The sequence below is a fragment of the Duganella sacchari genome, from assembly GCF_900143065.1.
GTDB classification, from domain to species: domain Bacteria; phylum Pseudomonadota; class Gammaproteobacteria; order Burkholderiales; family Burkholderiaceae_D; genus Rugamonas; species Rugamonas sacchari.
Genome location: NZ_FRCX01000005.1, coordinates 307,080 through 333,464, shown reverse-complemented (window position 1 = coordinate 333,464; position 26,385 = coordinate 307,080). Strand labels below are relative to the sequence as shown.

The following is a 26,385-nucleotide window of genomic DNA, read 5'->3' as shown; positions in this document are numbered from 1 at the left end:
AAGTGCAACACACCATCAACCTGTGGCCGCTGCTAGGCGTCGCCGTTATCGTCCTGGGCTTCGCGCTGCGCGCCCATCCTGTGCTGGTGGTGCTTGCCGCCTTTTTTGTCACCGGGATTGCCGCCGCGATGCCGATGGAGCATCTGCTGGCCTCACTCGGCACCGCCTTCATCAAAACACGCAATCTGCCCATCATCCTGCTGCTGCCGATTGCGGCGATCGGCCTGCTGGAGCGGCATGGACTGAAGGAGCATGCGCAGGCGTCGATTGCGCGCATCAAGTCGGCCACCACCGGCCGCCTGTTGATCGTCTACCTGGCGATCCGCGAACTGGCTGCCGCTTTCGGCCTGACCAGCATCGGCGGCCATCCGAACATGGTGCGCCCGCTGATTGCGCCGATGGCGGAGGGCGCCGCCGAAGTGCGCTATCCCAACCTGTCCATCGAAATGCGCTACCGCATCCGCGCCATGTCCGCAGCCACCGACAACGTCGGCCTGTTCTTTGGCGAAGACGTGTTCGTGGCCTTTGGCGCCATCGTGCTGATGCAAACCATCCTGCGCGGCGAAGGGCTGGAAGTCGATCCGCTGCACATGGCCTTGTGGGGCATACCGACGGCGATCTCCGCCTTCATCATTCACTCGTGGCGGCTGTACCGTCTGGATAAACACATCGCCCGGAGCGCCGCATGATCATCAAGCTCGATTACTTCTTCTACGTGCTGGGTGCGATGCTGCTGATGGTGGCGTGGATGGCGCTGCGCGACCCGCACAATCCCAAGCGCTACAGCAGCGCCCTGTTCTGGGCCTTGTACGCGGTGATCTACCTGGCCGGCGACCAGTTGCCGCCCGTGGCATCGGGCCTGCTGATGGTGGCAATGGGTTTGATCGCCGGTTTCGGCGGCGTCACCCTGGGCAGCTATGGCGACCGTAGCGTGGAAGAACGCCGCAGCAGCGCACAGCGCCTGGGCCACAAGTTGCTGATCCCGGCGCTGCTGATTCCCGTGACCACGGTCATCGGTTCCACGCTGTTCAAGGACGTCAAGCTGGGCGATTTGTTCCTGCTCGATCCCAAGAACCTGACTCTGGTCAGCCTGGGCTGCGGCTCGCTGTTCGCGGTGGCCACCGCATGCTGGCTCACACGCTCCACGCCGATGCAGGCGATGCGCGAATCGCGCCGGCTGATCGATCACCTGGGCTGGGCGGTGGTGCTGCCGCATATGCTGGCGGTACTCGGTCTGCTGTTTACCGAGGCCGGCATGGGCAAGGCGGTGGCGCATGTGGTCACGTCCTACATCAATATGGACATAAGGCTGGTGGCGGTGGCGGTGTACTGCATCGGCATGGCGCTGTTCACGGTCATCATGGGTAATGGCTTTGCCGCCTTCCCGGTGATTGCGGGTGGTGTCGGCATCCCGGTGCTGGTCGGCATGTATCACGCCAATCCGGCGGTGATGGCGGCAATCGGCATGTTCAGTGCTTATTGCGGCACACTCATGACGCCGATGGCGGCCAATTTCAACATCGTGCCCGCTGCGCTGCTGGAACTGCCGGACAAGAATGCCGTCGTGAAGATACAGGTGGCGACTGCATTGCCACTATTGGTAGTCAATATCGCGCTGCTTTATTTTTTGATGAATATGTGAGACGCTTCCGCACTTAAGCATCACCGGAGCTGTCGAGATGAAAAAGATAATATTGTTAACCGGCTTTGAACCGTTTAACAACGAGACTATTAACCCGTCGTGGGAAGCAGTACGTCAGCTCGATGGCTGGCATGAAGGTGAATTCGTGGTCCATGCGCGCAAGCTGCCATGCGTGTTTGGCCATGCCCTCAAGGTTGTGCATCAGGCGGTGGAAGAACTGCAGCCAAGTATTGTGATTGCGGTCGGCCAGGCCGGCGGCCGGGTCGACATGTCGGTGGAACGCGTGGCCATCAACATCGATGACGCGCCGATTGCCGACAACCAGCAGCGCCAACTGGTCGACCAGCCGATTGTGAACGGTGGTCCGGTGGCCTACTTTTCCACCTTGCCGATCAAGGCCATCGTGCACGAGCTGCGCGAAGCGGGCCTGCCGGCCTCGGTGTCGCAGACGGCAGGCACCTTTGTCTGCAACCACGTGTTCTATGGCCTGATGCATCAGGCCCACGAGTGGGGCACCACCATGCGCGCCGGTTTCATTCATATTCCCTACCTGCCGCAGCAGGCCGCCAAACATCCCGGCTCGGCCAGCATGAAGCTGGAAGATGTGGTCGAAGGCTTGCGCATCGCCGTGCGTACCACGCTGGCGCATACGGTCGATATGCGCGAAGCGGGCGGTCTGACACACTAGTCAGATCAGTCGGCGCGGGCGGGCGGATTCAGGATGTTGAGGAAGGCCCGCACCACCGGCGCATCGTCCTGCGTGGTGTAGGTGATATACAGATTTGCCGACGGCGGATTGCTGCGGATCGGCAGGAACACCACGCCCGGCCAGCCGATGCGGCTGGTGGTTTCCGGGATCAGCGTCACGCCCAGGCCCGCGCCCACCATGGCCAGCAGGGTTTGCGGCTCGGACGCTTCCTGGAAAATGGTCGGCTGGAAGCCGGCATTCACACAGCACTGGATCAGGTAGCGCGGGAAGGACGACTTGTCCAGGGCCAGCGTCAGCATCGGCTCGTCCGCGATATCGATCAATTCAATCGCATCCTGCTTGGCCAGCGGGTGGTGTTCGTTGATGGCCACGCAGACGTCTTCGCGGAAGCACAGTTCCTGGCGCAGGTTATCGTTTTTGAGGTCGTCCTCATCCAGCCTGGGTTCGCGCCAGAAGCCGACGTCGATCTGCTTGGCGCGCAGCGCGTCATATTGCGCGGTCGGCCCCAGTTCGTGCAGGGTCCAGGTCACGCGCGGGAATTTGCTCTGGAATTCTTCCAGCAGGCTGGGTATCGGCCCCCACATGGCCGAACCGACGATGCCCACGCGCAGCCGGCCCACTTCACCGCGGTCGATCTGGCGGATGGTGTCGATGGTCATGCGCATCTTGGCCAGCAGCTCGGAGGCTTCGCTCATGAGCGCTTTGCCGGCCACCGTCAGTTCAAAGGTGCGCGTGGTGCGCGCAAACAGTTTGACGCCTAGTTCACTTTCCAGTTTCATGATCTGCTGGCTGAGCGGCGGTTGCGAAATGTGCAGACGCTCGGCAGCGCGGCTGAAACTCTTTTCTTCTGCGACGGCGAGGAAGTACTTTAGTTGTTTCAGATCGATGGACATGGCGTTTTGGCGTCAGTGTTTCAGTGCGTCGATTGCATGGCCACCGCCAGTGCGGCGCCGCAGCGGGCATTGTTCTTGACCAGCGCGATATTGGTTGCCAGGCTGCGGCCTTCGGTCAGCGCCTTGATGCGGCTGAGCAGGAACGGCGTAACGTTCTTGCCGGTGACGCCTTGTGCATCGGCTTCCTGCAAGGCCTGTGCGGTGATGCGGTCGATTTCCTCTTTCGGCATCGCTTCCGCTGCCGGCACCGGATTGCTGACGACGATGCCGCCTTTCAGGCCCAGTGACCACTTGGTCTGGATGAAGGCCGCTTGCTCGGTCGCCGTGTCCAGCTGGAAGTCGGCGTTGAAGCCGCTCTCGCGTGTGAAGAACGCCGGGAAGCCGCGCTGGCCGACGCTGACCACGGGCACGCCGAAGGTTTCCAGGTATTCCAGCGTCAGGCCGATGTCGAGGATGGACTTGACGCCGGCGCACACCACGGCCACCGAGGTCTGCGCCAGTTCCTGCAGGTCAGCCGAGATGTCGAAGCTGGTTTCTGCGCCGCGGTGCACGCCGCCGATGCCGCCCGTGACGAACACCTGGATGCCGGCCAGCTCGGCGCAGATCATGGTGGCTGCGACGGTGGTGGCGCCCAGCTTATTTTGCGCCAGCACGTAAGGCAGGTCGCGGCGGCTGACCTTCATCGCATCCGGCGAGGTGCCCAGCAGCTCCAGCTGTTCTTCCGCCAGGCCGACGCAGATTTTGCCGCCGATGATGGCGATGGTGGCCGGCACGGCGCCGCCGTCGCGGATGATCTGTTCCACTTCACGCGCCATCTGCACGTTTTGCGGATACGGCATGCCGTGCGAGATGATGGTCGATTCCAGTGCGACGATGGCTTTGCCGGCGGCGCGGGCGGCGGCCACTTCCGGCGAGAACAGCAGGTATTGGTGCATGGTTTTATCCTTTATTGGGGAAGAGCAGGGTTTCAAAAGGCTGGCTCATATCAAAGTCGTGAATCTCGTCGAGGACGTCGGCGGCCAGCACCGGCGACACCGTCTCTGGACTTTCCAGCGTCATCGCGGCCACTTTCAGGCCACGGCGGCAGGCCAGCGTCAGGTCGGCGCTGCCCTGGTAGAGCGACCAGCAGACGGCCGCCGAGAAGCCATCGCCGGCGCCGGTCACGTCCACCACGTGTACCTGGTGCGCGGCCAGCCATACCAGCGCCTGGCCGCGCGTGTGGTAGACGCCCTGGCTGCCGCAGGTGACGATGACATCCTGCGCGCCTTGCGCCTGCAGCTCGTTGCAGGCGGCGCGGACGTCGGCCTCGGTCGGCAAGGCGCGGCCGACGCGGGTTTCCAGCTCGCCGCGGTTCAGGATCAGCAGGCGCAGGCCGTGCAGCTGTGCGGGCAGGCGCGCCATCTTCGGCTGCGACACGGCCACAATCACCAGCGGCACGTTATCAGTGCGTGCGCTTTCCAGGAGCACGGTGATGCTGTCGGCGGGGAGATTGAGGTCGGCCACGGTCATGGCGGCGGCCGCGCGCTGCGGTGCGCGGCTGAGCAGGAAGTCCGGCGTGATGCGGTCGTACAGCGCCATATCGGCCAGCGCCACCACCATCTCGCCCTTGTCGTCGAGGATGGCGGTGTAGGTGCCGGTGGCGGCGTCCTGCAGTTTGAGGCTGCCGCGCGTGTCGATGCCGGCGCTTTCGGCGTGTTCCTGCAGGCTGCGGCCGGCGCCATCGTCGCCCAGCGCGGTCAGCAGCGCGGTCGGCAGGTTCAGGCGGGCCAGGTTCTCGGCGATGTTGCGCGCCACGCCGCCATACACTTCTTCGGCGGTGGCGGGATTCGAGGTGCCCAGCTGCATGGTGGCGATGGTGCGCAGTTTGCGGTCCAGATTGGCGGCGCCGATGCACATGACGGGGCGCTTGTCCGGCAACACATAGGCGCGGCCCAGCAGGCGGCGCTCGCGTATCAGGCCGGCGATATGGCCGGCCACGGCGGAACGCGACAGGCGCAGCTCGACCGCCAGGTCTTGCTGGGAGATGAAAGGATTGGCGCGTATCAGCTGGTAGAGCTGTTCTTTTTTGGAAGAGTCGGTCACGGTAGTGGCCTCATAAAACATTTGTCCATCATGGTAAACATTTGTCTGAAATGAGTCAACGGCACGTCCACGTCTAAGTTTGCCTTGGTTTATAATACTCCTCATTCATATTTATTTAATATAAATGGCTAAGAAAAATGGTATTTGCCATACATATGGACGATGATGCATAGTGTCAGCTTCCCCAGCCATACCAAAAAACCAGAGGATACCCATGTCTAATAATTCCCCATTCCAGGCAGCCGACATCATTCGCTCCCGTCTCCCAGCTGGCTTCAAGCCGCGCGTCGCGATGATTCTCGGTTCCGGCCTGGGTGTGCTGGCGGAACAAATGACCGATGCCATCACCATCGGCTACGACGAACTGCCAGGCTTCCCGATTTCCACCGTACACGGCCACGCCGGTGAGCTGGTGATCGGCACCCTGTCGGGCGTGCAGGTGGTGTGCATGAAAGGCCGCGGCCACGTCTACGAAGGCTACGGCCTGGGCGTGATGACCAGCGCCGTACGCACCATGAAGCTGCTGGGCGCCGAGATGCTGTTCGTGACCAATGCGGCTGGCTCGCTGCGCACCGAAGTGGACGCTGGTTCGCTGGTGGCGCTGACCGACCATATCAACTTCCTGCCGGGCACCCCGATGATGGGTCCTAACGATGAGCGCTTCGGTCCACGCTTCTTCAGCATGGCCAATGCCTACGACGCCGACCTGCGCGCGCTGCTGCACACCTCGGCGAAAGAGAAAAGCGTAACGCTGCATGACGGCGTGTACATCGCTTACGCCGGTCCTAACTTTGAAACGCCTGCGGAAATCCGCGCGTTCAAGACGCTGGGCGCCGATGTGGTAGGCATGTCGGTGGTGCCGGAAGTGGTATCGGCCCGTCACTGCGGTCTGAAAGTGGTGGGCGTGTCGGCGATCACCAATCTGGCCGAAGGCCTGTCGCCGTTCCCGCTGTCGCATGACCAGACGCTGAAATATGCAGCGGTCGCAGCGACGTCGCTGATTGAAGTGATCCTGGGCTTCCTGGCAAACGTGGCAAAAACGCCGCAGGCTTAAGGAACCGAACAGGGGCGGCTAGTCCGCCCCTTTGCTTTTTAGGAGTTGATTATGAAACGCGCATTTATCCTGTTGCTCGATTCGTTTGGTCTGGGCGCTACGCCTGACGCGGCCAAGTACAACGACGCTGGCGCCAACACCTTCGGCCACATCGCCGAGCAGGTCGCCAAAAGCGGCAAGCCGATGTCGCTGCCGACCATGGAAAACCTGGGCCTGACCGCCGCCGCCCATCTGGCCAGCGGCGAGTGGGCCACCGGCTTCACCCAGCGCGAAGGCTTCACCGGTGCCTACGGCGCCGCGCGTGAACGTTCGACCGGCAAGGACACGCAGTCCGGCCACTGGGAAATCGCTGGCGTGCCAGTGGAATTCGACTGGGGCTACTTCCCGAAAACCGTACCATCGTTCCCGGCCGAGCTGACTGCCAAGCTGCAGGAGCTGACCGGCGTGCCGGGCTTCCTGGGCGACTGCCACGCATCGGGTACGGAAATCATCAACAAGCACGGTGACGAGCATGTCGCCACCGGCAAGCCGATTATCTACACCTCGGCCGACTCGGTGCTGCAGATCGCGGCGCATGAAGAATCGTTTGGCCTGGAGCGCCTGTATGAAGTGTGCGAGATCGCTTTCAAACTGGTCGAGCCGTACAACATCGGCCGTGTGATTGCGCGTCCATTCCTGGGCGCGAACGGCAACTACACCCGCACCACCAACCGTCACGACTACGCCGTAGCGCCACCGGCGCCGACGTTGCTGGACCACGTGAAGAACGATGGCGGCGAAGTGATCGCGCTGGGCAAGATCAGCGACATCTTCGCCACGCAAGGCGTATCGCGCGTGGTGAAGGGCAAGGACAATATGGCGCTGTTTGACGCGCTGCTGAAAGTGGCGGATGAAGCAGGCGACAAGTCGCTGACCTTCGTCAACTTCGTCGACTTCGACCAGGCCTTCGGCCACCGCCGCGACGTCAACGGTTATTCGAATGCGCTGCACGAGATGGATGCGCGCCTGCCGGAATTCATCGCCAAGCTGCAAGAGGATGACCTGGTCGTGATCACCGCCGACCATGGCTGCGACCCGACCTGGCCAGGCTCCGACCACACGCGTGAACACATCCCGATGATCTTCTTCGGTCCGAAGGTGAAAGCGCAGTCGCTGGGCATTTCCGAATCCTTCTCCGATATCGGCCAGACCCTGGCCCATCACCTCGGCGTCAAACCACTCTCGAACGGAAGCAATCTGCTATGAGCATCATTACTGACTTCAAGCGCAACGAAGCAGTCCCGCTGGACCTGGGCTGGATCAATCACATCCACGTCAACAAGTCCGCCGCCGACCGCCGCGCCGCCAGCCTGGCGAACCGCCGCACGGTGAAGAAGGAATACCAGGCCGCCTGGCTGGTCAAGGCGATCAGCCTGATCGACCTGACCACGCTGTCCGGCGACGATACCCCAGGCCGCGTTGAGCGCCTGTGCCGCAAGGCGCTGCGTCCGCTGCGCGCCGACCTGGTCGAGGCACTGGGCCTGCAGGACACCAGGCTGGCCACCGGCGCTGTCTGCGTGTACCACGAGATGATCAAGCCGGCGGTGGATGTGCTGCAAGGCCGCCTGCCGATCGCTGCGGTGTCGACCGGCTTCCCGGCTGGCCTGACCAGCATGGAAACCAAGGTGCGCGAGATCGAACTGTCGGTCGCTGCCGGCGCTTCTGAAATCGACATCGTCATCACCCGTCAGCACGTGTTGACCGGTAACTGGCAAGCGCTGTACGACGAGATGCTGGCTTACCGCAAAGCCTGCGGCGAAGCGCATGTCAAAGCGATTCTGGCGACCGGTGAGCTGGTCACGCTGGAAAACGTCGCCAAGGCATCGTGGGTGTGCATGATGGCTGGTGCAGACTTCATCAAGACTTCGACCGGTAAAGAGCCAGTCAACGCCACGATTCCCGTGTCGCTGACCATGGTGCGCGCGATTCGCGAGTACCACGAGCAGACCGGCTTCAAGATCGGCTACAAGCCAGCGGGCGGCGTCGGTACGGCCAAGGCCGCGCTGCAGTACCTGACCCTGATGAAGGAAGAATTGGGCAATGAATGGCTGGAACCGCATCTGTTCCGCATCGGCGCCTCCAGCCTGCTGACCGACATCGAGCGCCAACTGGAGCACTATGTGACCGGTAACTACTCGGCCGCTCACCGCCACGCGCAACCTTAATTACGGACACCGTCATGCCAACCATTAAAGAGATCCTCAACACCATGGAATACGGCCCAGCACCGGAAAGCACCAAAGAAGCGCAAGCGTGGCTGGAACAACGCGGCCGCCAGTTCGGCCTGTTCATCAACAACGAATGGAGCGAAGCCGGTGAACTGTTCGCGTCCATCAATCCAGCCGACGGCGCCAAGCTGGCCGACCTGACCCAGGGCAGCGCTGCCGACGTTGACCGCGCAGTCGCTGCGGCACGCGCCGCGCAGCCAGGCTGGCAGGCACTGGGCGGCCATGGCCGCGCCAAGGTGATGTACTCGATCGCCCGCCTGATGCAAAAGCATGCGCGCCTGTTCGCCGTGCTGGAAACGCTGGACAACGGCAAGACCATCCGCGAAACCCGCGATGTCGACCTGCCGCTGGTGGCGCGCCACTTCTACTACCACGCCGGCTGGGCGCAGCTGCAAGCTGAAGAATTTTCGGACTACCGCGCGGTTGGCGTAATCGGCCAGATCGTGCCATGGAACTTCCCGCTGCTGATGCTGGCGTGGAAAATCGCGCCGGCGCTGGCCGCTGGTAACACCGTTGTCTTCAAGCCTGCTGAATTCACCTCGCTGACTGCGATGCTGTTCGCTGACATCTGCGTACAGGCTGGCGTGCCGGCTGGTGTGGTCAACATCATCACCGGCGATGGCCGCGTGGGCGAAGCCATCGTCAAGCACGAAGGTATCGACAAGCTGGCCTTCACCGGTTCGACCGAAGTCGGCCGCCTGATTCGCGAAGCCTCGGCAGGCAGCGGCAAGAAGCTGTCGCTGGAGCTGGGTGGCAAATCGCCATTCATCGTGTTTGAAGATGCGGATCTGGATGCTGCGGTTGAAGGCCTGGTCGATTCGATCTGGTTCAATCAGGGCCAGGTGTGCTGCGCAGGTTCGCGCCTGCTGGTGCAGGAATCGGTACAGGAGAAATTCCTGGCCAAGCTGCGCGCCCGCATGGACAAGCTGACCCTCGGTTCGCCGCTGGACAAGTCGATGGACATTGGGGCGCTGGTCGATCCAGTGCAGAAGCAGCGCATCGAAGGCCTGGTGCAATCGGCGCGCGACGAAGGTTGCACCGTATACCAGCCAGCGTGCGAATTGCCAGCCAACGGCTCGTGGTTCCCGCCAACCCTGATTACCGGCGCGTCGACCGCTGCTGCCGTGGCGCAGGCTGAAATCTTTGGCCCGGTGCTGGTGGCGATGAGCTTCCGCACGCCGCCAGAAGCAGTACAACTGGCGAACAACACCGTGTACGGCCTGGCCGCATGCGTGTGGACCGAGAATATCTCGCTGGCGCTGGACGTTGCGCCTGCGATCAAGGCTGGCGTGGTGTGGATTAACACCGCCAACCAGTTCGACGCTGCTTGCGGTTTCGGTGGCTACCGCGAATCCGGCTACGGCCGTGAAGGCGGCCGCGAAGGCATGTACGAGTACCTGACCGCCAAGGCGGAAGATGCGCGTCCTGCGGCGCCAGTGACCGAGCCGAAAGCAAAAGCCAAGGCCGCGCCAGTCGCTGCCGGGGGCGCTTTCGCCATCGACCGCACCGCCAAGCTGTACATCGGCGGCAAGCAGGCCCGCCCTGACGGCGCCTACAGCCGCGCGATTCACGGTGCGGACGGTTCCTTCATCGCCGAAGTGGGCGAGGGCAACCGCAAGGACATCCGTAACGCCGTGGAAGCTGCGCACAAGGCAACCGGCTGGACCAAAGCGACTGCGCACAACCGCGCGCAAGTGCTGTACTACATCGCTGAAAACCTGGCCGCGCGTGGCGAGGAATTCGCTGCCCGCATCGCCGCGATGACCGGTTCGAAAAACGCCGAGAAGGAAGTGCAGGCATCGATCGAGCGTCTGTTCTACTACGCAGCATGGGCTGACAAATACGACGGTCTGGCGCATCAGCCGCCAATGCACGGCATTACCGTGGCGCTCAATGAACCGCTGGGTGTGATCGGTATTGTGTGCCCGAACGAAGCGCCGCTGCTGGGCTTCATCTCTCTGGTGGCGCCGGCGATTGCGCTGGGTAACCGCGTGGTCGTGGTGCCGTCGGAAGCGCATCCGCTGTCGGCGACCGATCTGTACCAGGTGTTCGATACTTCGGACCTGCCGGCTGGCGTGGTGAACATCATCACCGGTTCGGCCGATGAACTGGCGCGTACGCTGGCAACGCACTCGGATATCGATGCGGTGTGGCGTCATGACGGTTCGGCCGAAGGCTGTGCGGAAGTGGAGCGTCTGTCGGCAGGTTCGCTGAAGCGTACCTGGGTGGGCGGCGCCAAAGGCCGCGACTGGTACAGCACGGCGCAAGCGGGCGGCCGTGCCGTGCTGGCTCACGCATCGCAAGTCAAGAACATCTGGATTCCTTACGGCGTATAAAGCACCCCTGACAGCAGGGTCTGACCCCCTACGGGGTCAGACCCTGGCGCCGCCGCAGTGCGGGGTTCGCGGGTGCCGCGAGCCTCCACTGCGGCGTTATCAATTAGTTTTATGGAGAATTCCATGTCCTATTTACCCCAAGAGATCATCCGCAAGAAGCGTGACGGCGGCGCGCTGTCGGCCGAAGAGATCCAGTTCTTCGTTGGCGGGATTACCTCCGGTCGCGTGACCGAAAGCCAGATCGCCGCACTGGCGATGGCGGTCTACTTCAATGACATGAGCATGGACGAACGTGTGGCCTTCACCCTGGCCATGCGCGACTCCGGCGAAGTGCTGGACTGGCGCTCGCTGGACCTGAACGGTCCCGTGGTGGACAAACACTCCACCGGCGGCGTCGGCGACGTGGTGTCGCTGCTGCTCGGTCCTATGGTGGCAGCCTGCGGTGGCTACGTGCCGATGATCTCGGGCCGTGGCCTGGGCCACACCGGCGGCACGCTGGACAAGTTTGATTCCATCCCTGGTTACACCACGGTGCCGGACAACGCCTTGTTCCGCAAGGTGGTAAAAGAAGTCGGTGTCGCCATCATCGGCCAGACCGCGTCGCTGGCGCCATCGGACAAGATCTTCTACGGCGTGCGCGACGTGACCGCAACCGTGGAATCGGTGGCCATGATTACCGGTTCGATCCTGTCGAAAAAACTGTCGGCAGGCCTGGATGCGCTGGCGATGGACGTCAAGGTCGGCAGCGGCGCCTTCATGCCAAGCTACGAGAAATCGGTGGAGCTGGCGGAGAGCATCGTCAAGGTCGGCAACGGTGCGGGCATGATGACCTCGGCAATCCTGACCGACATGAACGAGTCGCTGGCGCCATACGCTGGTAACGCGGTGGAAGTACGCGGCGCGATCGATTACCTGAGCGGCAAGTCGCGTCCTGCGCGTCTGCACGAAGTGACCATGGCGCTGTGCGCCGAGATGCTGGTGCTGGGCAAACTGGCTGCCACCGAAGAGGAAGCGCGCGCCAAGCTGCAGGCATCGCTGGATAGCGGCGAAGCGGCGGAACGCTTTGCGCGCATGGTGGTGGCGCTGGGCGGCCCTGCGGACCTGATGGACAATCCGGACAAGTACCTGGAGCGTTCGCCGATCATCGTGCCGGCGCCGGCGCTGACATCGGGTTACGCTGCGTCGGCCAACTGCCGCGATATCGGCCTGGCAGTGGTGTCGCTGGGCGGCGGCCGTCGCCGTGCTGCGGACCCAATCGACTTTGCTGTCGGCCTGACTGACCTGGTTGGCCTGGGTGATAAAGTGGAAGCAGGCCAGCCGCTGGCGATGGTGCATGCGCGTACGCAGGAAGCGGCCGAGCAGGCGATCCGCGAAATCCAGGCGGCCTATCAGATCACCGATGCAGCAGCTGCCGCCAACCCGGTTGTCTATCGCACGATTCGCCCGTAACCATGTCGTCCCCGCGCAGGCGGGGACGCATATTCAGCTTGGACTCCCGCGTGCGCGGGAGCGACGGCTGGAGGAACTCATCATGAACAAGCAAGAACTCATCGCCGAAGCCGCCGCCGCGCGTCTGAAGGCTTACACCCCGTACTCCAACTTCAAGGTCGGCGCCGCGCTGCTGACCAATGACGGCAAGGTTTTCCACGGCTGTAACGTGGAAAACGCATCCTATGGCCTGTGCAACTGCGCCGAACGTACCGCCTTCTTCAGCGCGTTCGCCCACGGCTATCAGCAGGGTGATTTCGAACAGCTGGTGGTCATCGGCGAAACCGATGGTCCGATCGCTCCGTGCGGCGCTTGCCGCCAGGTGATCCTGGAACTGGGCGGCAATGAGCTGCCTATCCTGTTGACCAACCTGAAAGGTGACGTCTACGAAACCACCGCAGCCGCACAGCTGCCGAATGCCTTTGGTGGCCAGGACCTCAAGAAAAAGTAATGGCACACAAGAAGACGATTGATGTGCAAGCGGCGGTCGCCATCGCGGCAGCCGAAGCGATAGCCGCCAAAACGCAGGGCACGTTCGGTGTCGGCGGCCTGATGCTCGACCAGCACGGCAACGTGCTGCAGTCGCTGCACAACAACGTCATCAAGGATGGCCTGATCTTTGACCCGACTGCACACGGCGAACGCCAGCTTATCGACTGGTACTACGCCGAACGCGCCAAGGGCCGTGATCTGCCCGAGCCGCAGGACATCACCATCGTCACCTCGCTGGACCCGTGCTGCATGTGCAGTGGTGCGATCCTGGCCGGTGGCTTTAACGTGGTGGTGGCGGCGCCGGACAAGAACGCCGGCATCAATTATGACGCCAGCGCCACGTTCCCTGCGTTGCCGGAACCGTTGCGCGCGCAGGCGGAGCAGAGCTTCAGTTATCCCGCCATCCTCGGCACGTCGCTGTACTCGCGCGCCAGCACCGGCGCCACACCGAAGTCTTTCTTCATCGGCAAAACCATCTCCGAACCAACGCAGGCATTGTGCTCGCTGGTGTTCGAGGCCACGTCGGCCGAAGTGATGGAGATGTTTAATACCGATCTGCCGCAAGAGCTGCTGAAAGATCCTGCCACGCTGCCCGCCGATCACTACATTGTGCGCGCGCTGAAACAGCAATATCCCGATGCTTTGACCTATCGCGGCAAACCACACGCGCCGGATGCAGGTCTGGCGCCGTTCCTGAAGCAGGCCATGGCGCGCGACCGCGAACATGGCGGGGCAGGGGATGCGGTGGCCTTGCTGGATTCGTTCGGCAATCTGCTGCTCTGCATGCCAGGCCGCATGACGCAATCGGGCATTCGCAGCGCCTTCATGGAAACCACGCGTGCTTACGCACAGTTGCGCTATAAACTGATGCATGGCGCCGCGCCGGCGCGGCATGAAGAAATACGCCACTACCTCGGCCATCCGAAAGACGGCACCTTCGTGTTTGCCAAAGGCCCGGATGGCAGCGCCGTCAGCTTCATGAACCTTGGCGCCTATGGCTCCACGATGGAAGGCCCGCTGCCGTTGAAGAACCCGGCGCAGTTCCAGTACGTGCTGCCGTCGTTGCCAGAGGCCGAGCTGGCCGCCGTCTGCGCCGCCATGCCGCCCCTTTACCGCAGCGTCATCCGCATCCGCCCGACGCAGGTTGCCGATCATGCGCTGGTCGCCGCACTGGCCTGAATTACAGCAGCCGCAGGGTTGAGGCTTTGAGCGTGGCGGCAGCGCGCGTGTTGCAGCCTAGCTTGCGGAAGACGTTTTCCACGTGAGTGCGTACGGTGCTGGGACTGATTGCCAATTCCCGGGCGACTTCCTTGTTGGTCAGCCCAAGGCTGATATGACGGAATATTTCGGCTTCCCTTTGTGTGAGCAGAATGTTCTCCACCGCTTCGGCGGACGTGTGTGCAGCGCCGCTGACGGCGCGTACTGCGTTAACGTCGAAGCGGCCATTCGCTACCTCCGCCTCCAGCGTGGCGCGTGCCTGGTCAGCCGTCATCGCTGCGCGCCATGGCCGCATGGACTGCAGCGCGACCCAGGCCGTGGCTGCGGCGATGATTTTGCCGTCCAGTGGGATCGCCGTGTGCGTGCACGCGCGAAAGGCGCCGCTGCCATTCAACCGTTCGCTGGCATAGGAGCCGATGTCCGCAGCGGCGCCGAGTGCTCCGCTGCGCGCTGCGGCACGGCTGGTCCAGTAAGGCGCAAGCTGTAGCTGCTCGCGCGCGCCTGCGCTCAACTTTCCGCTCGTGTTCCAGACGTTGTTCGGTACCGCCGCCCGGCCAATGCCATGTACCAACGCTGCGCGGTAGCAGCGTAGTTGGGTGTCCGTGTCCAGCCCCATCACGCCGGCGGCGTTGCAGGCCACTTGTGCGACGCGGCGCGAGTAGCCCGTCATCCATGGCAGTTTGAGGTCGATGACGTCGGCCAGCAGTTCAAGCGGTACGGCGCTGCTGCGGGTGCAGGCTTCAAAGTCCAGGGCAGCCTGCCAGTCTTCGTCGCGCTCCAGTTGTTCCAGCCACGTGGCGGCATGCTGAACGGCGATGGCCACCAGTGCTGCCGGATAGGCTTTGCCGCTTTTGTGCGCGATGACGTCCAGCGCACGCGCCACACCCTGTTCGCGGCCAAGGATTTCGATATCGCTGGCCAGTGCAACCACGTACACGCTGTCCGGTACGGGACCGTCGCGCAGATGCGATGGTCCGGCGCCATCGTAGGTGGAGAAGATGCTGCGCAGCGCCCGTTCAACGTCTGCAGAAACGCCCAGCATGGCGGCAATTTCACCGGAGACTTCACAGTGAATCTCTGACAGCTGGTAGATCTCTCGGAATACCGCTTCGGCAGACTGCATGAAAGCCGGGTCATTTTTTTGCGACAGCATCCTGGCGCGCATGCCGACGTCGTCCCCGATCAGCGCACTGAATTCCGGTGCGTTGGCGGTGCAGCCGGACCAGCGCAACAGCGCCACTTGCTGGACGGCCGCACAGTGATCGCCCGCGTGTCCTGCCGCTTCGGCGATGCGCGCCGCCAGCCACGCGGTACGCAGCGAGTGCTCGGTCGGCTGGCCCATGCTCAAGTCGCCGATATAGGCCAGCGTGTGCATGGTGTCGGTGATGGAGGCGGTGGTGTCAGGATACATGGCGCGATTATAGCGACCCACGCCGTCCGGCCGGCATCGGATGTTTGACCGATGGCGGCCGCCAGGGCAGGGCGGCATAGTGCTGGCTCTCGTTCACTCAATCAAGGAATGCCATGAAACTGCTCAATCTACTGGTCGCCAGTGCCGCCCTCGTGACCGCAAGCGCCGGTTTTGCCGCCGATCGCCAGGTGCATCTGCGCGGCGAGGTCAGCGCCGTGAGCGCCACTGAACTCACTGTTACCGACCGCAAGGGCGTGAAAACCACGGTGAAACTGCCGGAGCAGGCGCAGGTGCTCGATGTCTCGCGCAGCACCGCCGCAGCCATCAAGGAAAACGCCTACCTCGGTATCGCCGCCGCGCCGGCGCCCCAAGGCAAGGTGCGCGCCATGGGCGTGATGGTTTTCCCCGACGCCGCGCGCGGCATGAACGAAGGCCACTTCCCGTGGGATATGGGCGACCGCAGCACGATGACCAACGCCACCGTCGCCAAGGTGAGCAAGAAGGCCAGCGCCACCGAACTGGAAATGCACTTCGGCGAAAAGACGCAGCAGGTCGTGCTGGATAACGCCACCGTCTACGGCCAGTTCGTGCCGGGTAAGCGTGAGCTGATTGTCGTGGGCGCCAAGGTGCTGGTGATCGGCGCTGTGGGGGCGGATGGCGTGACCAGCGCCAATGCGGTGCTGGTTGGCCGTGATGGCTTCCTGCCACCGATCTGATGTCTGCTATTGCGCCGCCGCTGTGGGTGCGGCTGTGTCACTGGACAAATGCTGTCGTCTTTGCAGTGATGCTGGGCAGTGGCTGGCAGGTCTACAACGCCGATCCGTTCTGGATCGGCAGCTTTCCACGCTACCTGACATTGGGCGGCAGCCTGCCAGGCGCGCTGCTGTGGCATTTCGCCGGCATGTGGCTGCTGGCGGCGAATGGCCTGGTCGCTGTCAGCCTGTTGTTGCTGAGCGGCCGTCTGCGGCGCCTGTATTTGTCGCCGGATGACAGTCACGGCGGACATGGACGCAGCCGCGTGCAGCAGCTTGCATATCTCGGTGTGCTGTGCCTGCTGACGATGATGACGTTGTCCGGTCTGGCCATCTGGAAGCCGGTGCAGCTGCAGTGGCTGACGCAGGCGTTCGGTGGCTATCAGATGGCGCGGCAAGCGCATTTCATGGGTATGGGTTTGCTGACCGTGTTCGCTTGCGGGCATATTTCTCTGGCGCTGCTGTCGCCGCGCCTGTTGTTGGCGATGTTAGGAATCAGAAAATGACGCAAAAGATCTGGACTGGCCGCCGCCAGTTGCTGCGCCTGTCACTGGGTGGCGCCGCGCTGGCACTGCTGCCGGACGGGGCAACGGTGGAAGCCGCACTAAAGCGCGTCTCACGTTTCAACGATGTGGCGCAAGCCGCGCTGTTTCGCCCGCAGACGCTGGCGCCGACTTTCGCGCAGAGTGAGTTGACGCTGCCGTTTCGCTTCAATGCTTTTTATTCGGAAGCGTCGGTGCCCGAAATCGATGAGCAGCAATGGCGCTTCAAAGTCGATGGTCTGGTCCGCAAGCCAGGTGCGTGGACGCTGAAGCAGCTCAAGGCGCTGCCGCCGCGCACTGAAATTACGCGGCTCGTTTGCATTGAGGGCTGGAGCGCCATCGGCCAATGGACGGGCGTGCCCTTGTGGCATTTTCTTGCGCTGCTTGGTGCGGACATCAGCGCAAAATATGTCGCGTTCACTTGCGCGGATGGCTATTACACCAGCATCGATATGGCAAGCGCGCTGCATCCGCAAACCATGCTGGCGTTTGGCTTCAACGGTCAGGATAGTTTGCCGGACGAGTTTGGTTTTCCGCTACGCTTGCGCATTCCCACCAAGCTGGGATTCAAGAATCCCAAACACTTGACGGGCCTGGTCGTCACGAACCGGTTCACCAGCGGATACTGGGAAGACCTGCACGGCTATAACTGGTTTGCAGGCTTGTAGGGATCGTAAGTGCCGATACTCCAGACATGGCCTTCAAGATCGCTGCAGGTAAAGCCGCGGCCGCCGTAGTCCTCGTCCTTGATGTCCAGCAGAATGCGGCCGCCGGCTTCGAGTACGCGGCCGTAGACGACGTCGGCGTCGTTCACCACCAGATAAGTGCTTTGGGTGGCGAAGCCGCCGATTTCCACCGGCTGCTTGAGCAGTCGGCCATATTCCGTATCGAAGGCGGAGCCCAGCATAATCATGCTGTTGCCGAACGCGAGCTGGGCGTGGGCGATGCCGCCGTCGCCGTCGGGCACGATCAGCTGTGGTACAAAGCCGAAGGTGTTGCACAGCCATTCGATGGCGGCGGGGGCATCGCGGTAGCGCATGCAGGGCATGACGCTGCTGGTGGTTTGCTTGGGTATGCTGGACATCGTTCCCTCCCTCAGTTGAGCTGTCCAGTATAGTCCCAACGACAGCGGGAGCACGTTACATTTGCTGGAATAAATGCGTGTGGCCGCGGCTCACTTCCAATAGCTCCGGATGATTGCGGATGCGGACCATTTGCCGCCCGCGCAGATCACGCGTCACTTCTTCAATCGCATCCACGCGCACCAGCGTGGAGCGGTGGATGCGCCAGAATTCGTTGGGATCGAGCTCGTCGGCGAGCTCCTTGAGCGTTTTGCGTATCAGGACTTCAGACTGCTCGGTCTGCACGCGCGTGTACTTTTCATCAGCCTGGAAGAACAGCACTTCACGCGTGGAGATCATGCGCAGGTTGGCGCCCACCACCGCCTGTATCCAGCGCAGGTATTCCTGCTTGGCGGCGGGCTTGCTGTGATGCGACAGCAACTGGCTCAGCTGCCGCTCGATATTGGACGGCTGCTGTCCGATCAGCGTCTGCAGGCGCGCGCAGGTGGTCTTGAGGCGCTCGCCGCCCACGGGCTTGAGCAGATAGTCGAGCGCACCCTGTTCAAACGCTTCAATTGCATACTGGTCGTAGGCGGTGACAAACACCAGGTGACAGCGGTTGAACAGCATGCGCGCCGCTTCGATGCCGGACAGCCCCGGCATGCGGATATCCAGGAACACGATGTCGGGCTGATGCTGGCCAGCGAGCGCCACAGCCTCGATGCCGTTGGCTGCCTCCGCCACGATGTCGAGCGCCGGCCACACATCCTGCAGGCGGCTGCGCAGCTGCTGGCGCATGCCTTCCTCGTCGTCAGCGATTAATGCGGTGGGACGGTTCATTTGGGCGCTCCTGCAAAAATGTCCGGCGCATATGGCACGCGGATGCTGGCGCGTGTGCCGCCGGTCAGCGGCGCCTCAATCACCAGTTGCGCGCGGTTGCCGTACTGGATACGCAGGCGTTCGCGCACATTGGCCAGGCCGACGCCATCGCTGGAGAAAGGATTGAAACCGACGCCGTCATCAATCACATCCACTTGCAGCATCTGGTTGTCGACCGCAGCGCGGATGTCGATACGGCCGCCGTCAATCTTGGGTTCGAGGCCGTGCTTGATGGCGTTCTCGATCAGGATCTGCAGCATCATCACCGGGAAGGTGGCGCTCAGCATATCCTGCGGCACGTCGACCGACACCGCCAGCCGCGAACGCATGCGTGCCTGCATGATGGCCAGGTAGGCGCGCGACATCTCGATCTGCCGGCCCAGTGTGCCCGCGCCCTTGGCGCGCATCTGCGGCAGCGTGGCGCGCAGGTAGTCGATCAGGTTCTGGTGGATGCGTGCGGCCTGCGGCGGATCGGTTTCAATCAGCTGGCCGATCAGCGCCAGGGTGTTGAACAGGAAGTGCGGTTCAACCTGGGCTTGCAGCGCCGCCATGCGGGCTTCGACCACGCGCCGTTCGATGCTCTCTTCGTCGGCGTGCGATTCGGCGCTGCGCGCTTCCAGCTCGGCCTTGCGCTTGCCGCCTGCCAGCACCTTGAGGCCAAAAGAGGCGAGGATAAAGCCCCAGGCCTGTTCATTGACGTGGAACAGCGACGCCGACAGGATCAGCAACAACAGCCAGATGATGACCAGCTTGCGCCATTCGACCTGTGCCAGCCAGTCGAAGAAATGCCACCACAGCGTGACTGCGGTTTCGCCTATCTCGCGGATGATGTCCAGCAGGCTCTTGGCGTTGTTGTAGCCGGCTTGTGCCAGCCGATTCTTTTTCATTCAACGTGCTCCTGATTGCGGCGAGCGCGGCGGCCGCCAATCACGCAGGCGCCCACCGCCAGCTTGATTAACATGAAGACCACGAACAGCACCAGCGCCAACGGCAGGATCGAGCAGATGAACGCCAGCAGCAGCGCGGCGCCCAGCAGTGCGGGCGGCGACATGCGGCCGATCAGGCGAACGCCGTAGCGTACGGTTTGCATGAAGGCGCGCAGGATCTCTTCCATCAAGTCCAGCACTGCTTGCGTGTTCAATTTGCTCATGTTGCATCTCCATCAAAACGTGTTGCGATGGGATCACTGTATCAAAGCAGTTTTGCCGTTTGTAGCGAATTCCGATCAACTGCGCTTTGGCGGGGACAGCCGGTTATTGCGTGCGATGGATGGCGGCGTGCCAGTCCTTGCGCAGCAAGCCGTAAATGATGCTGTCGGAGATCTCGCCACCGACAAACCAGCGTTCGCGCAAATGGCCTTCGCGCTGGAAATGCAGGCCCTCCAGGATGCGGCCGGATGCAATATTGTCGGGATGGATATCGGCTTCGATACGGTGCAGTTCCAGTGCGCCGAAACCATGGGCGATCAGCGCGGCCAGCGCTTCCTGCATGTAGCGCTGCCCCCAGTGCGGCCGCGCCAGCATGTAGCCGATCTGGCAACGGTGGTTGCGGCGGTCGAAATCGTACAGGGTGACGGTGCCGATCAGCTCGCCGTCGGGCAAGACCATCGCCAGGCGCAAGGCCGTGCCGTCCTGGTAGGCCTTGAGCGTCTGCTCGATATTGTCTGCGGCCTGGGCAATGTGCAGCCATGGCCCGCTGCTCCAGTAGCGCAGCGCCTCGGCATCAGAGAACAGGCGGAACAGGGCGCCCGCATCCTCCGGTGTGACAAAACGCAGCAACAGGCGCGGGGTGGTCAGGGACAAAGGATGAAAAGCTGATATTTTTATTTCCATAGAGCAAAATAATTTAAATTGTGATATCCTGTTGGAAACTTAAGTTTCTTATGGGGAAATTCATGGCTGTCTTAAAGAAAACCGCTGTTTCCGTTCTTCTGCTGGCAATTGCTTCGCTGGGCTCCGCACAAGCTGGTGTTCTGGACCTGAGCTCGATGGTCGGTGGGGCCAATGTGTTTTCCTTTACCGACTTCAGCGCACCCAGCGCGGACGTTGAAGGCGCCATCGTTGCCGCTGGCAACGTTAGCCTGAGTTCCTACACCGTCAATCTGAAAAACAAGGATGCTTACGGCCACTATGCCCTGATTGCTGGCGGCAACCTGACCTTCAAGGGCGGCGACATCCTGAATGGCGACACCTATGTCGGCGGCAAATCCAAAATCAGTAACGCTACCACGGCTTCGGCCGTCAAGGGTGGTACCGCGCCGGTGAAATTTGCGACGGTGGAATCGCACCTGACGCAGACGTCCAAGTCGCTGTCGAGTCTGTCGTCGACCAGCAGCGCTCAACAGAAATGGGGCGGTGTCTACATCACCGGCAGCAACAAGTCGGTCGAAGTGATTAACCTGGATTCCAGCTGGCTCAAAAACAGTACTTACTACGACATCTCCGGCATGGCCAAAGGCGCCACGCTGATCGTCAATGTCAAGGGCAGCTCGGCGCTGCTGCAGGGCGGCTACCAGGCGTTTGACGGCTACAACGTGCTGTTCAACTTCAGCGATGCCACCGCGCTCAATATCGCCACCGGCGCCAACGTCAGCCTGCTGGCGCCGAACGCCCGCGTCAATGGCGGCAGTGGCGTCATCAACGGTAACGTGATCGTGGATGCCTGGTCGTCGCAGGTGCAGATCAACGCCAGCAATTTCTTCAAGCAGGCCAACATCCAGGCCTTCGCGGCGCCGGTGCCTGAGCCGGAGACCTATGCCATGATGCTGGCTGGTCTGGGTGTGGCCGGTTTCATGGCGCGCCGCCGCAAGCAGGCTGCTGCGGCACGCTGATCGCCGACAGCACCATATCGACGATGACCTTCTCGGCATCGTCGAAGTCTTTCTTTGTCAGCTGTTTGCGGTTCAGGACCAGCGCCATCTGGGCCGAAAAGTCCGCATAGGACTGCGTCATCGCCCAGATCGCAAACAGCAGATGCGTCGCGTTCACCGGCGCCATCTTCCCCTCGCTGATCCACTGCTCGAACACCTCGATATCCTGGCGCACCAGCGGTACCACGCGGCTTTGTATCTGGCCGCCGTACAGCGGCGCACCGCTGATGACTTCCATTGCGTACACGCGTGAGGCCCACGGATTCTCGCGCGAGAACCTGAGCTTGGCCTGCACGTAGGCGCGCAGCACTTCGCGCGGATCCTGGTCGGCGTGGGCCAGGCTTTCCATGCGCGCCAGCCAGTCATCCAGCACTTCATCCAGCACGCGCTGGTACAGCGACTGCTTGGTGGGGAAGTAGTACATCAGGTTCTGTTTCGACAGCCCGACGTTTTCCGCCACGGTGGCGATGGAAGTGCCTTCATAACCGAATTCGGCAAACACGCGCACGGCTTCGGCGGTGATTTCCGCTTCCAGCTTGTCGCGGTTGAGCACCCGGCGATTGATTTTTACTGTCGGCATATGCGTCTCAGGAAGGTTTGCAGTTGTGGGTGGTCTGCGTAAGCTACGTTAAAACGGAACCAGATCGATTCCGGTGCGCGCAGCATGAAGAAGTCGCACGGCGAGAGCAGTATGCCGTGCTTCAGCGCCTGGTCGGCGATGATCTTGCCATTCCATTCCGGCGTGGGCGCATCGTGCCAGCCCGCGCTGACGAACATGCCGCCGCGCGGCCGCGCCAGCAAGGTCATGCCGACTTCGCGCAGGCTGCCCATGGCGCGTTCGCGGCCGGCGTCCAGCTGCGTGACCAGCTTGTCCACCATGCGGCGGTAGGGCCGTGCGGTGATGGCGTGGTAGACGGCGCGTTCGTTGATCTCCGAGGTGGTGAGGCCGGCCAGCATCTTCACGCGCAGCAGTTCGGGGACCAGCGACGTGGAGGCGCAGATGGAGCCGACGCGCAGCACCGGCGACAGCGTCTTGGAAAAACTGCCGACGCGGATCACGCGCCGCAGCCCATCCATCGCCGCCAGCGACGCTTCGCCGCGCGGCGCCAGTTCGCGGTAGATGTCGTCCTCCACCAGCCAGAAGTCGAACTGCTCGGCCAGTGCCAGCAACCGGTGCGCCTGCGCGATGCTGAGCGAAGTGCCGAGCGGATTTTGCAGCACTGTGTTGACGAACATGAGCTTGGGCTGGGTTTGCGCCGCCTGCTGCGCCAGCGCTTCCAGGTCCAGTCCATGCTCGCCGCGCGGAATGCCCACCGCGATACAGCCGTGGTGGCGTATCAGTGACAGCAGGTTGCTGTAGCCGGGATCTTCCACCAGCACCGTATCGCCGGGCCGGGTCAGGGTGCGTAGCACCAGGTCAAAGGCGTGGGTGGCGCCGTGGGTGAGCAGGATCTGTTCCGGTTCAACCGGGAACAGCTCATCGGCCAGTGTACTGGCCATGTACTGGCGCAGTGTCGGGAAGCCCAGCGGATGGCCATAGCCGCGCAGGCGGTTGGCGGGAATCCGCATGGCCTGGCGCACGGCGTCGAGGATGGTGTCTTCGCCATACCACTCTGGCGGCAGCCAGCCGGCGCCCACGGGCAAAGCTTCCGAGACACCGGAATACAGTTCCGGCGTGAGTGCGTCGATGGCGCTGGGCGTGGCCTGAAACGCGGCCGGCGCCAGCGCCGCCGGCAGGTCCTGGCGCGCGACAAAATAGCCCGAGCCGCGGCGCGACGACAGCAGGCCCAGTGTCACCAGCCGGTCGTAGGATTCCACAACTGTAAAGGTACTGATGCCATTACACTTGGCAAACTGCCGCACCGACGGCATTTTGGTGCCTATGCGCAACTCCCGCCGCGCCACCATATCGCTGATGGCGGCGACGATCTGTTCGACCAGGCGGCCCTTCTGTCTGCGCTCGATGACCACGCAGGGCCAGCTTCCCGGCCCACCGGTTTGATCGATCACAGGACTTGTCTCTTCCATCCTTGACTCCGCGCAGCGTAAATGAAACTGTAGTGTTTTTGTTGCCAGTACGGTTGGACAGTTTTGCGATTTGTGTATCTGTGCGATAGTTGTCCTGCTGTCTATTATTGCATCATCATTTTGCCAACTGGTAAATTTTTTTACGGTTCGTCAAAAAAATCCGAAAGCAGTTGTTTCCTAGGAGATGTGCATGAACGAGTCCCGACCAGAATCGATGGCGTCCTTCTGGATGCCATTCACGAACAACCGTGATTTCAAAGCCCATCCGCGCCTGCTGGTGTCGGCGGAAGGCATGTACTACAAGGACGTGGATGGCCGCAGCATCCTGGACGGCACCGCCGGCCTGTGGTGCGTGCCGTGCGGCCACGCGCAACCGAAGATCGTCGCCGCCGTGCGCGAGATGGTGGGCCAGCTGGATTTCGCGCCAACCTTCCAGATGGGCCACCCGGCCGCTTTCGATCTGGCCGAAAAGCTCATGGAGTACACCAATCACCGCTTCGGCCATGTGTTCTACACCAACTCCGGTTCCGAAGCGGTGGACACTGCGCTCAAGATCGCGCTGGCGTATCACAAGGCGCGCGGTGAGGCGAGCCGCACGCGCCTGATCGGTCGCGAGCGCGGCTACCACGGCGTTGGCTTTGGCGGCATCTCGGTGGGCGGCATCGCCGGTAACCGCAAGCCGTATGGCGTGATGCTGCCTGGCGTGGATCACCTGCCGCACACGCACAACCTGGACAAGAACGCCTTCTCGCGCGGCGAGCCTGAATATGGCGGCAATCTGGCCGACGAGCTGGAACGCATCGTCACGCTGCATGATGCGTCCACCATCGCCGCGGTGATCGTGGAGCCGGTTGCTGGTTCGACCGGCGTGCTGATTCCACCCAAGGGTTATCTCAAGCGCCTGCGCGAACTGTGCACCAAGCACGGCATCCTGCTGATCTTCGATGAAGTGATTACCGGTTTTGGCCGTATGACCACGCCATTTGCGGCCGACTACTTCGACGTCGAGCCGGACATGATGACCACTGCCAAAGGCCTCACCAACGGCACCATTCCGATGGGCGCGGTGTTCAGCAAACAGCATATCCACGATGCCTTCATGGATGCGCCGGCCGGGATTGAACTGTTCCACGGCTACACCTACTCGGGCCATCCTGTGGCCTGCGCCGCCTCGCTGGCGACGCTGGAAGTCTTCAAGGAACAGAAGATCCTGGAGCACGCCGCCGGCATCGCCGAGTACTGGGCCGATGCAGTGCATTCGCTGAAAGGCCTGCCGCACGTGATCGACATTCGTACCATCGGCCTGATCGCCGGCATCGAGCTGGCGCCGATTGCGGGCAAGCCTGGCGCGCGTGCATTTGCCGCCTTCAAGCAGGCGTTTGCGGATGGCGTCTTGATCCGCGTGACCGGTGACATCATCGCCTTGTCGCCACCGCTGGTGCTGGAGAAGAAACACATTGACGAGTTGTTTGGAAAGCTGAGGGAAGTACTTAAAAATCTGGACTAAAGCGCATAGCGCAGAGGAGAAAACCATGCTGGTCGGCGTCCCAAAAGAGATCAAGAACCAGGAGTCCCGTGTTGGCCTTACCCCGGCCAGCGTGAAAGAACTCGTTTTGCGTGGTCATCAGGTACTGGTACAAAAAAACGCCGGCGCGGCCATTGGCCTGGCGGATGTGATGTATGAAGCGTCCGGCGCCAGCATCATCGACAGCGCGGAAGAAATCTTTGCCCGCGCCGAGATGATCGTGAAGGTGAAAGAACCGCAGCCGCAGGAATGCGCCATGCTGCGCGAAGGGCAGATCCTGTACACCTATCTGCACCTTGCGCCGGACCCGGAGCAGACCAGGGCACTGGTCAAGTCCGGCGCGGTCTGCATCGCCTACGAAACCATCACGGGCGCCAACGGCGGCTTGCCGTTGCTGGCGCCGATGAGCGAAGTGGCGGGGCGCATGTCGATCCAGGCTGGCGCCGCGCATCTGGAGAAATCCAAGGGCGGCATGGGCCTGTTGCTGGGCGGCGTGCCGGGCGTGGCGCCGGGCCATATCGCGATTATCGGCGCGGGCGTGGTTGGCACCAATGCCTTGCAGATGGCGGTTGGCATCGGCGCGCGCGTGACGATACTCGACAAGAACGTTGACCGCCTGCGCCAGCTGGACCTCGTATATGGCAATCGCGTTGCCACCATGTATTCCAACGCACACTCGATCGAGGAAGCGGTGCTGGACGCGGACCTGGTGATCGGTGGCGTGCTGGTACCCGGTGCGGCCGCGCCCAAGCTGGTCACCGCGTCCATGATCGCGCGCATGAAGCAGGGCGCGGTGGTAGTGGACGTGGCGATCGACCAGGGCGGCTGTTTTGAAACTTCGCACGCCACCACGCACGAGCAACCAACGTATGTGGTGGACGGCGTGGTGCACTACTGCGTGGCCAATATGCCTGGCGCGGTGGCACGCACCTCGACCTTCGCGCTGAATAACGCAACGATACGCCATGCGCTGGCACTGGCCGACAAGGGCTGGCAGAAAGCGCTGAAAGCCAATCCGCATTTGAAGAACGGTTTGAATGTCTGCCAGGGCCACGTCACGTATGAAGCGGTGGCGCACGGCCTTGGTTATACCTATGTAGACGCGGACAGCCTGCTGGGCTGAACCGCACACTTGAA

General features: G+C 62.3%; 27 protein-coding genes. 16 read left to right on the top strand and 11 right to left on the bottom strand.

Annotated elements, in window-relative coordinates:
- Positions 1–2 precede the first annotated feature (2 nt).
- The 3 genes from BUA36_RS13050 to pcp are packed head-to-tail and all read left to right on the top strand — an operon-like array spanning position 3 to position 2,330.
- Positions 3–689 (top strand): DUF969 domain-containing protein, encoded by a 687-nt coding sequence (locus BUA36_RS13050; RefSeq protein WP_072785128.1) that lies wholly within the window; start codon positions 3–5, stop codon positions 687–689.
- Positions 686–1,642 carry a DUF979 domain-containing protein gene (locus tag BUA36_RS13045; RefSeq protein ID WP_072785126.1) on the top strand — a complete coding sequence of 319 codons (957 nt, stop codon included), beginning with the start codon at positions 686–688 and terminating at the stop codon, positions 1,640–1,642. The genes BUA36_RS13050 and BUA36_RS13045 overlap by 4 nt, the downstream gene beginning before the upstream one ends.
- A 37-nt stretch (positions 1,643–1,679) precedes the next feature.
- Positions 1,680–2,330: a pyroglutamyl-peptidase I gene (gene pcp, locus BUA36_RS13040; RefSeq protein WP_072785124.1), complete on the top strand. Its 651-nt coding sequence runs from the start codon at positions 1,680–1,682 to the stop codon at positions 2,328–2,330.
- 5 nt (positions 2,331–2,335) lie between these two features.
- Here pcp and BUA36_RS13035 read toward each other — a convergent pair whose 3' ends face one another.
- Genes BUA36_RS13035 through BUA36_RS13025 form a run of 3 tightly spaced genes read right to left on the bottom strand, consistent with a single transcriptional unit; the run spans position 2,336 to position 5,326 of the window.
- Complete coding sequence (locus tag BUA36_RS13035) at positions 2,336–3,244, bottom strand: LysR family transcriptional regulator (protein ID WP_072785122.1); 909 nt, start codon at positions 3,242–3,244, stop codon at positions 2,336–2,338.
- 20 nt (positions 3,245–3,264) lie between these two features.
- On the bottom strand, positions 3,265–4,179 hold the full coding sequence (locus tag BUA36_RS13030) for a pseudouridine-5'-phosphate glycosidase (RefSeq protein ID WP_072785120.1): 915 nt from the start codon (positions 4,177–4,179) through the stop codon (positions 3,265–3,267).
- 4 nt (positions 4,180–4,183) lie between these two features.
- Entirely contained in the window at positions 4,184–5,326 is a 1,143-nt protein-coding gene (locus BUA36_RS13025) for a carbohydrate kinase (RefSeq protein ID WP_072785486.1), read from the bottom strand.
- Positions 5,327–5,540: 214 nt separating this feature from the next.
- On the opposite strand from BUA36_RS13025, the gene xapA reads away from it, so the two are divergent.
- The 7 genes from xapA (at position 5,541) to BUA36_RS12990 (ending at position 14,142) form a co-directional block, all read left to right on the top strand.
- Positions 5,541–6,380: a xanthosine phosphorylase gene (gene xapA, locus BUA36_RS13020; protein ID WP_072785118.1), complete on the top strand. Its 840-nt coding sequence runs from the start codon at positions 5,541–5,543 to the stop codon at positions 6,378–6,380.
- Positions 6,381–6,431: 51 nt separating this feature from the next.
- A complete protein-coding gene (locus tag BUA36_RS13015; RefSeq protein WP_072785116.1) occupies positions 6,432–7,625 on the top strand; it encodes a phosphopentomutase in 1,194 nt (397 codons plus the stop codon).
- On the top strand, positions 7,622–8,584 hold the full coding sequence (gene deoC, locus BUA36_RS13010; protein WP_072785114.1) for a deoxyribose-phosphate aldolase: 963 nt from the start codon (positions 7,622–7,624) through the stop codon (positions 8,582–8,584). The genes BUA36_RS13015 and deoC overlap by 4 nt, the downstream gene beginning before the upstream one ends.
- A 14-nt stretch (positions 8,585–8,598) precedes the next feature.
- Positions 8,599–10,983, top strand: a complete 2,385-nt coding sequence (locus tag BUA36_RS13005) for an aldehyde dehydrogenase family protein (RefSeq protein WP_371851442.1) — start codon at positions 8,599–8,601, stop codon at positions 10,981–10,983.
- A 123-nt stretch (positions 10,984–11,106) separates the two neighbouring features.
- A complete protein-coding gene (deoA, locus tag BUA36_RS13000; protein ID WP_072785112.1) occupies positions 11,107–12,432 on the top strand; it encodes a thymidine phosphorylase in 1,326 nt (441 codons plus the stop codon).
- 82 nt (positions 12,433–12,514) lie between these two features.
- Positions 12,515–12,922, top strand: a complete 408-nt coding sequence (locus BUA36_RS12995; RefSeq protein WP_072785110.1) for a cytidine deaminase — start codon at positions 12,515–12,517, stop codon at positions 12,920–12,922.
- Positions 12,922–14,142 carry a nucleoside deaminase gene (locus BUA36_RS12990; RefSeq protein WP_072785108.1) on the top strand — a complete coding sequence of 407 codons (1,221 nt, stop codon included), beginning with the start codon at positions 12,922–12,924 and terminating at the stop codon, positions 14,140–14,142. The genes BUA36_RS12995 and BUA36_RS12990 overlap by 1 nt, the downstream gene beginning before the upstream one ends.
- Position 14,143: 1 nt before the next feature.
- On the opposite strand, the gene BUA36_RS12985 is transcribed toward BUA36_RS12990, so the two are convergent.
- Complete coding sequence (locus BUA36_RS12985; RefSeq protein ID WP_072785106.1) at positions 14,144–15,592, bottom strand: HD domain-containing phosphohydrolase; 1,449 nt, start codon at positions 15,590–15,592, stop codon at positions 14,144–14,146.
- A gap of 113 nt (positions 15,593–15,705) precedes the next feature.
- On the opposite strand from BUA36_RS12985, the gene BUA36_RS12980 reads away from it, so the two are divergent.
- The 3 genes from BUA36_RS12980 to BUA36_RS12970 are packed head-to-tail and all read left to right on the top strand — an operon-like array spanning position 15,706 to position 17,554.
- The gene (locus BUA36_RS12980; protein WP_072785104.1) at positions 15,706–16,308 is read left to right on the top strand and encodes a hypothetical protein; all 603 of its coding nucleotides are present in this window, start codon (positions 15,706–15,708) and stop codon (positions 16,306–16,308) included.
- A complete protein-coding gene (locus BUA36_RS12975; protein ID WP_072785102.1) occupies positions 16,308–16,850 on the top strand; it encodes a cytochrome b/b6 domain-containing protein in 543 nt (180 codons plus the stop codon). The genes BUA36_RS12980 and BUA36_RS12975 overlap by 1 nt, the downstream gene beginning before the upstream one ends.
- Positions 16,847–17,554 carry a molybdopterin-dependent oxidoreductase gene (locus BUA36_RS12970; RefSeq protein WP_072785100.1) on the top strand — a complete coding sequence of 236 codons (708 nt, stop codon included), beginning with the start codon at positions 16,847–16,849 and terminating at the stop codon, positions 17,552–17,554. Before BUA36_RS12975 ends, BUA36_RS12970 begins: the two co-directional genes overlap by 4 nt.
- On the opposite strand, the gene BUA36_RS12965 is transcribed toward BUA36_RS12970, so the two are convergent.
- The 5 genes from BUA36_RS12965 to BUA36_RS12945 all read right to left on the bottom strand — a co-directional run bounded on the left by BUA36_RS12965 (position 17,530) and on the right by BUA36_RS12945 (position 20,628).
- The gene (locus tag BUA36_RS12965) at positions 17,530–17,970 is read right to left on the bottom strand and encodes a VOC family protein (protein WP_072785098.1); all 441 of its coding nucleotides are present in this window, start codon (positions 17,968–17,970) and stop codon (positions 17,530–17,532) included. The two genes, BUA36_RS12970 and BUA36_RS12965, sit on opposite strands and share 25 nt — an antisense overlap.
- A gap of 55 nt (positions 17,971–18,025) precedes the next feature.
- The gene (locus BUA36_RS12960; RefSeq protein ID WP_072785096.1) at positions 18,026–18,787 is read right to left on the bottom strand and encodes a LytR/AlgR family response regulator transcription factor; all 762 of its coding nucleotides are present in this window, start codon (positions 18,785–18,787) and stop codon (positions 18,026–18,028) included.
- Positions 18,784–19,713 carry a sensor histidine kinase gene (locus BUA36_RS12955; RefSeq protein ID WP_072785094.1) on the bottom strand — a complete coding sequence of 310 codons (930 nt, stop codon included), beginning with the start codon at positions 19,711–19,713 and terminating at the stop codon, positions 18,784–18,786. The genes BUA36_RS12960 and BUA36_RS12955 overlap by 4 nt, the downstream gene beginning before the upstream one ends.
- Positions 19,710–19,976 (bottom strand): hypothetical protein, encoded by a 267-nt coding sequence (locus BUA36_RS12950; protein ID WP_072785091.1) that lies wholly within the window; start codon positions 19,974–19,976, stop codon positions 19,710–19,712. Before BUA36_RS12950 ends, BUA36_RS12955 begins: the two co-directional genes overlap by 4 nt.
- A 103-nt stretch (positions 19,977–20,079) precedes the next feature.
- Positions 20,080–20,628 carry a GNAT family N-acetyltransferase gene (locus BUA36_RS12945; protein ID WP_229255696.1) on the bottom strand — a complete coding sequence of 183 codons (549 nt, stop codon included), beginning with the start codon at positions 20,626–20,628 and terminating at the stop codon, positions 20,080–20,082.
- Between the two features lie 92 nt (positions 20,629–20,720).
- Between BUA36_RS12945 and BUA36_RS12940 the strand changes: the two genes are divergently transcribed.
- Complete coding sequence (locus BUA36_RS12940) at positions 20,721–21,656, top strand: choice-of-anchor A family protein (RefSeq protein ID WP_072785087.1); 936 nt, start codon at positions 20,721–20,723, stop codon at positions 21,654–21,656.
- Here BUA36_RS12940 and BUA36_RS12935 read toward each other — a convergent pair.
- Positions 21,616–22,275, bottom strand: a complete 660-nt coding sequence (locus BUA36_RS12935; protein WP_072785085.1) for a TetR/AcrR family transcriptional regulator — start codon at positions 22,273–22,275, stop codon at positions 21,616–21,618. The genes BUA36_RS12940 and BUA36_RS12935 overlap by 41 nt on opposite strands.
- A complete protein-coding gene (locus BUA36_RS12930) occupies positions 22,263–23,723 on the bottom strand; it encodes an aminotransferase-like domain-containing protein (RefSeq protein ID WP_072785082.1) in 1,461 nt (486 codons plus the stop codon). The genes BUA36_RS12935 and BUA36_RS12930 overlap by 13 nt, the downstream gene beginning before the upstream one ends.
- 190 nt (positions 23,724–23,913) lie before the next feature.
- Between BUA36_RS12930 and aptA the strand changes: the two genes are divergently transcribed.
- The gene (gene aptA / locus BUA36_RS12925) at positions 23,914–25,230 is read left to right on the top strand and encodes an omega-aminotransferase AptA (protein ID WP_072785080.1); all 1,317 of its coding nucleotides are present in this window, start codon (positions 23,914–23,916) and stop codon (positions 25,228–25,230) included.
- A 25-nt stretch (positions 25,231–25,255) separates the two neighbouring features.
- Positions 25,256–26,371, top strand: coding sequence for an alanine dehydrogenase (ald, locus tag BUA36_RS12920; protein ID WP_072785078.1), 1,116 nt, complete (start codon positions 25,256–25,258; stop codon positions 26,369–26,371).
- Positions 26,372–26,385 lie beyond the last annotated feature (14 nt).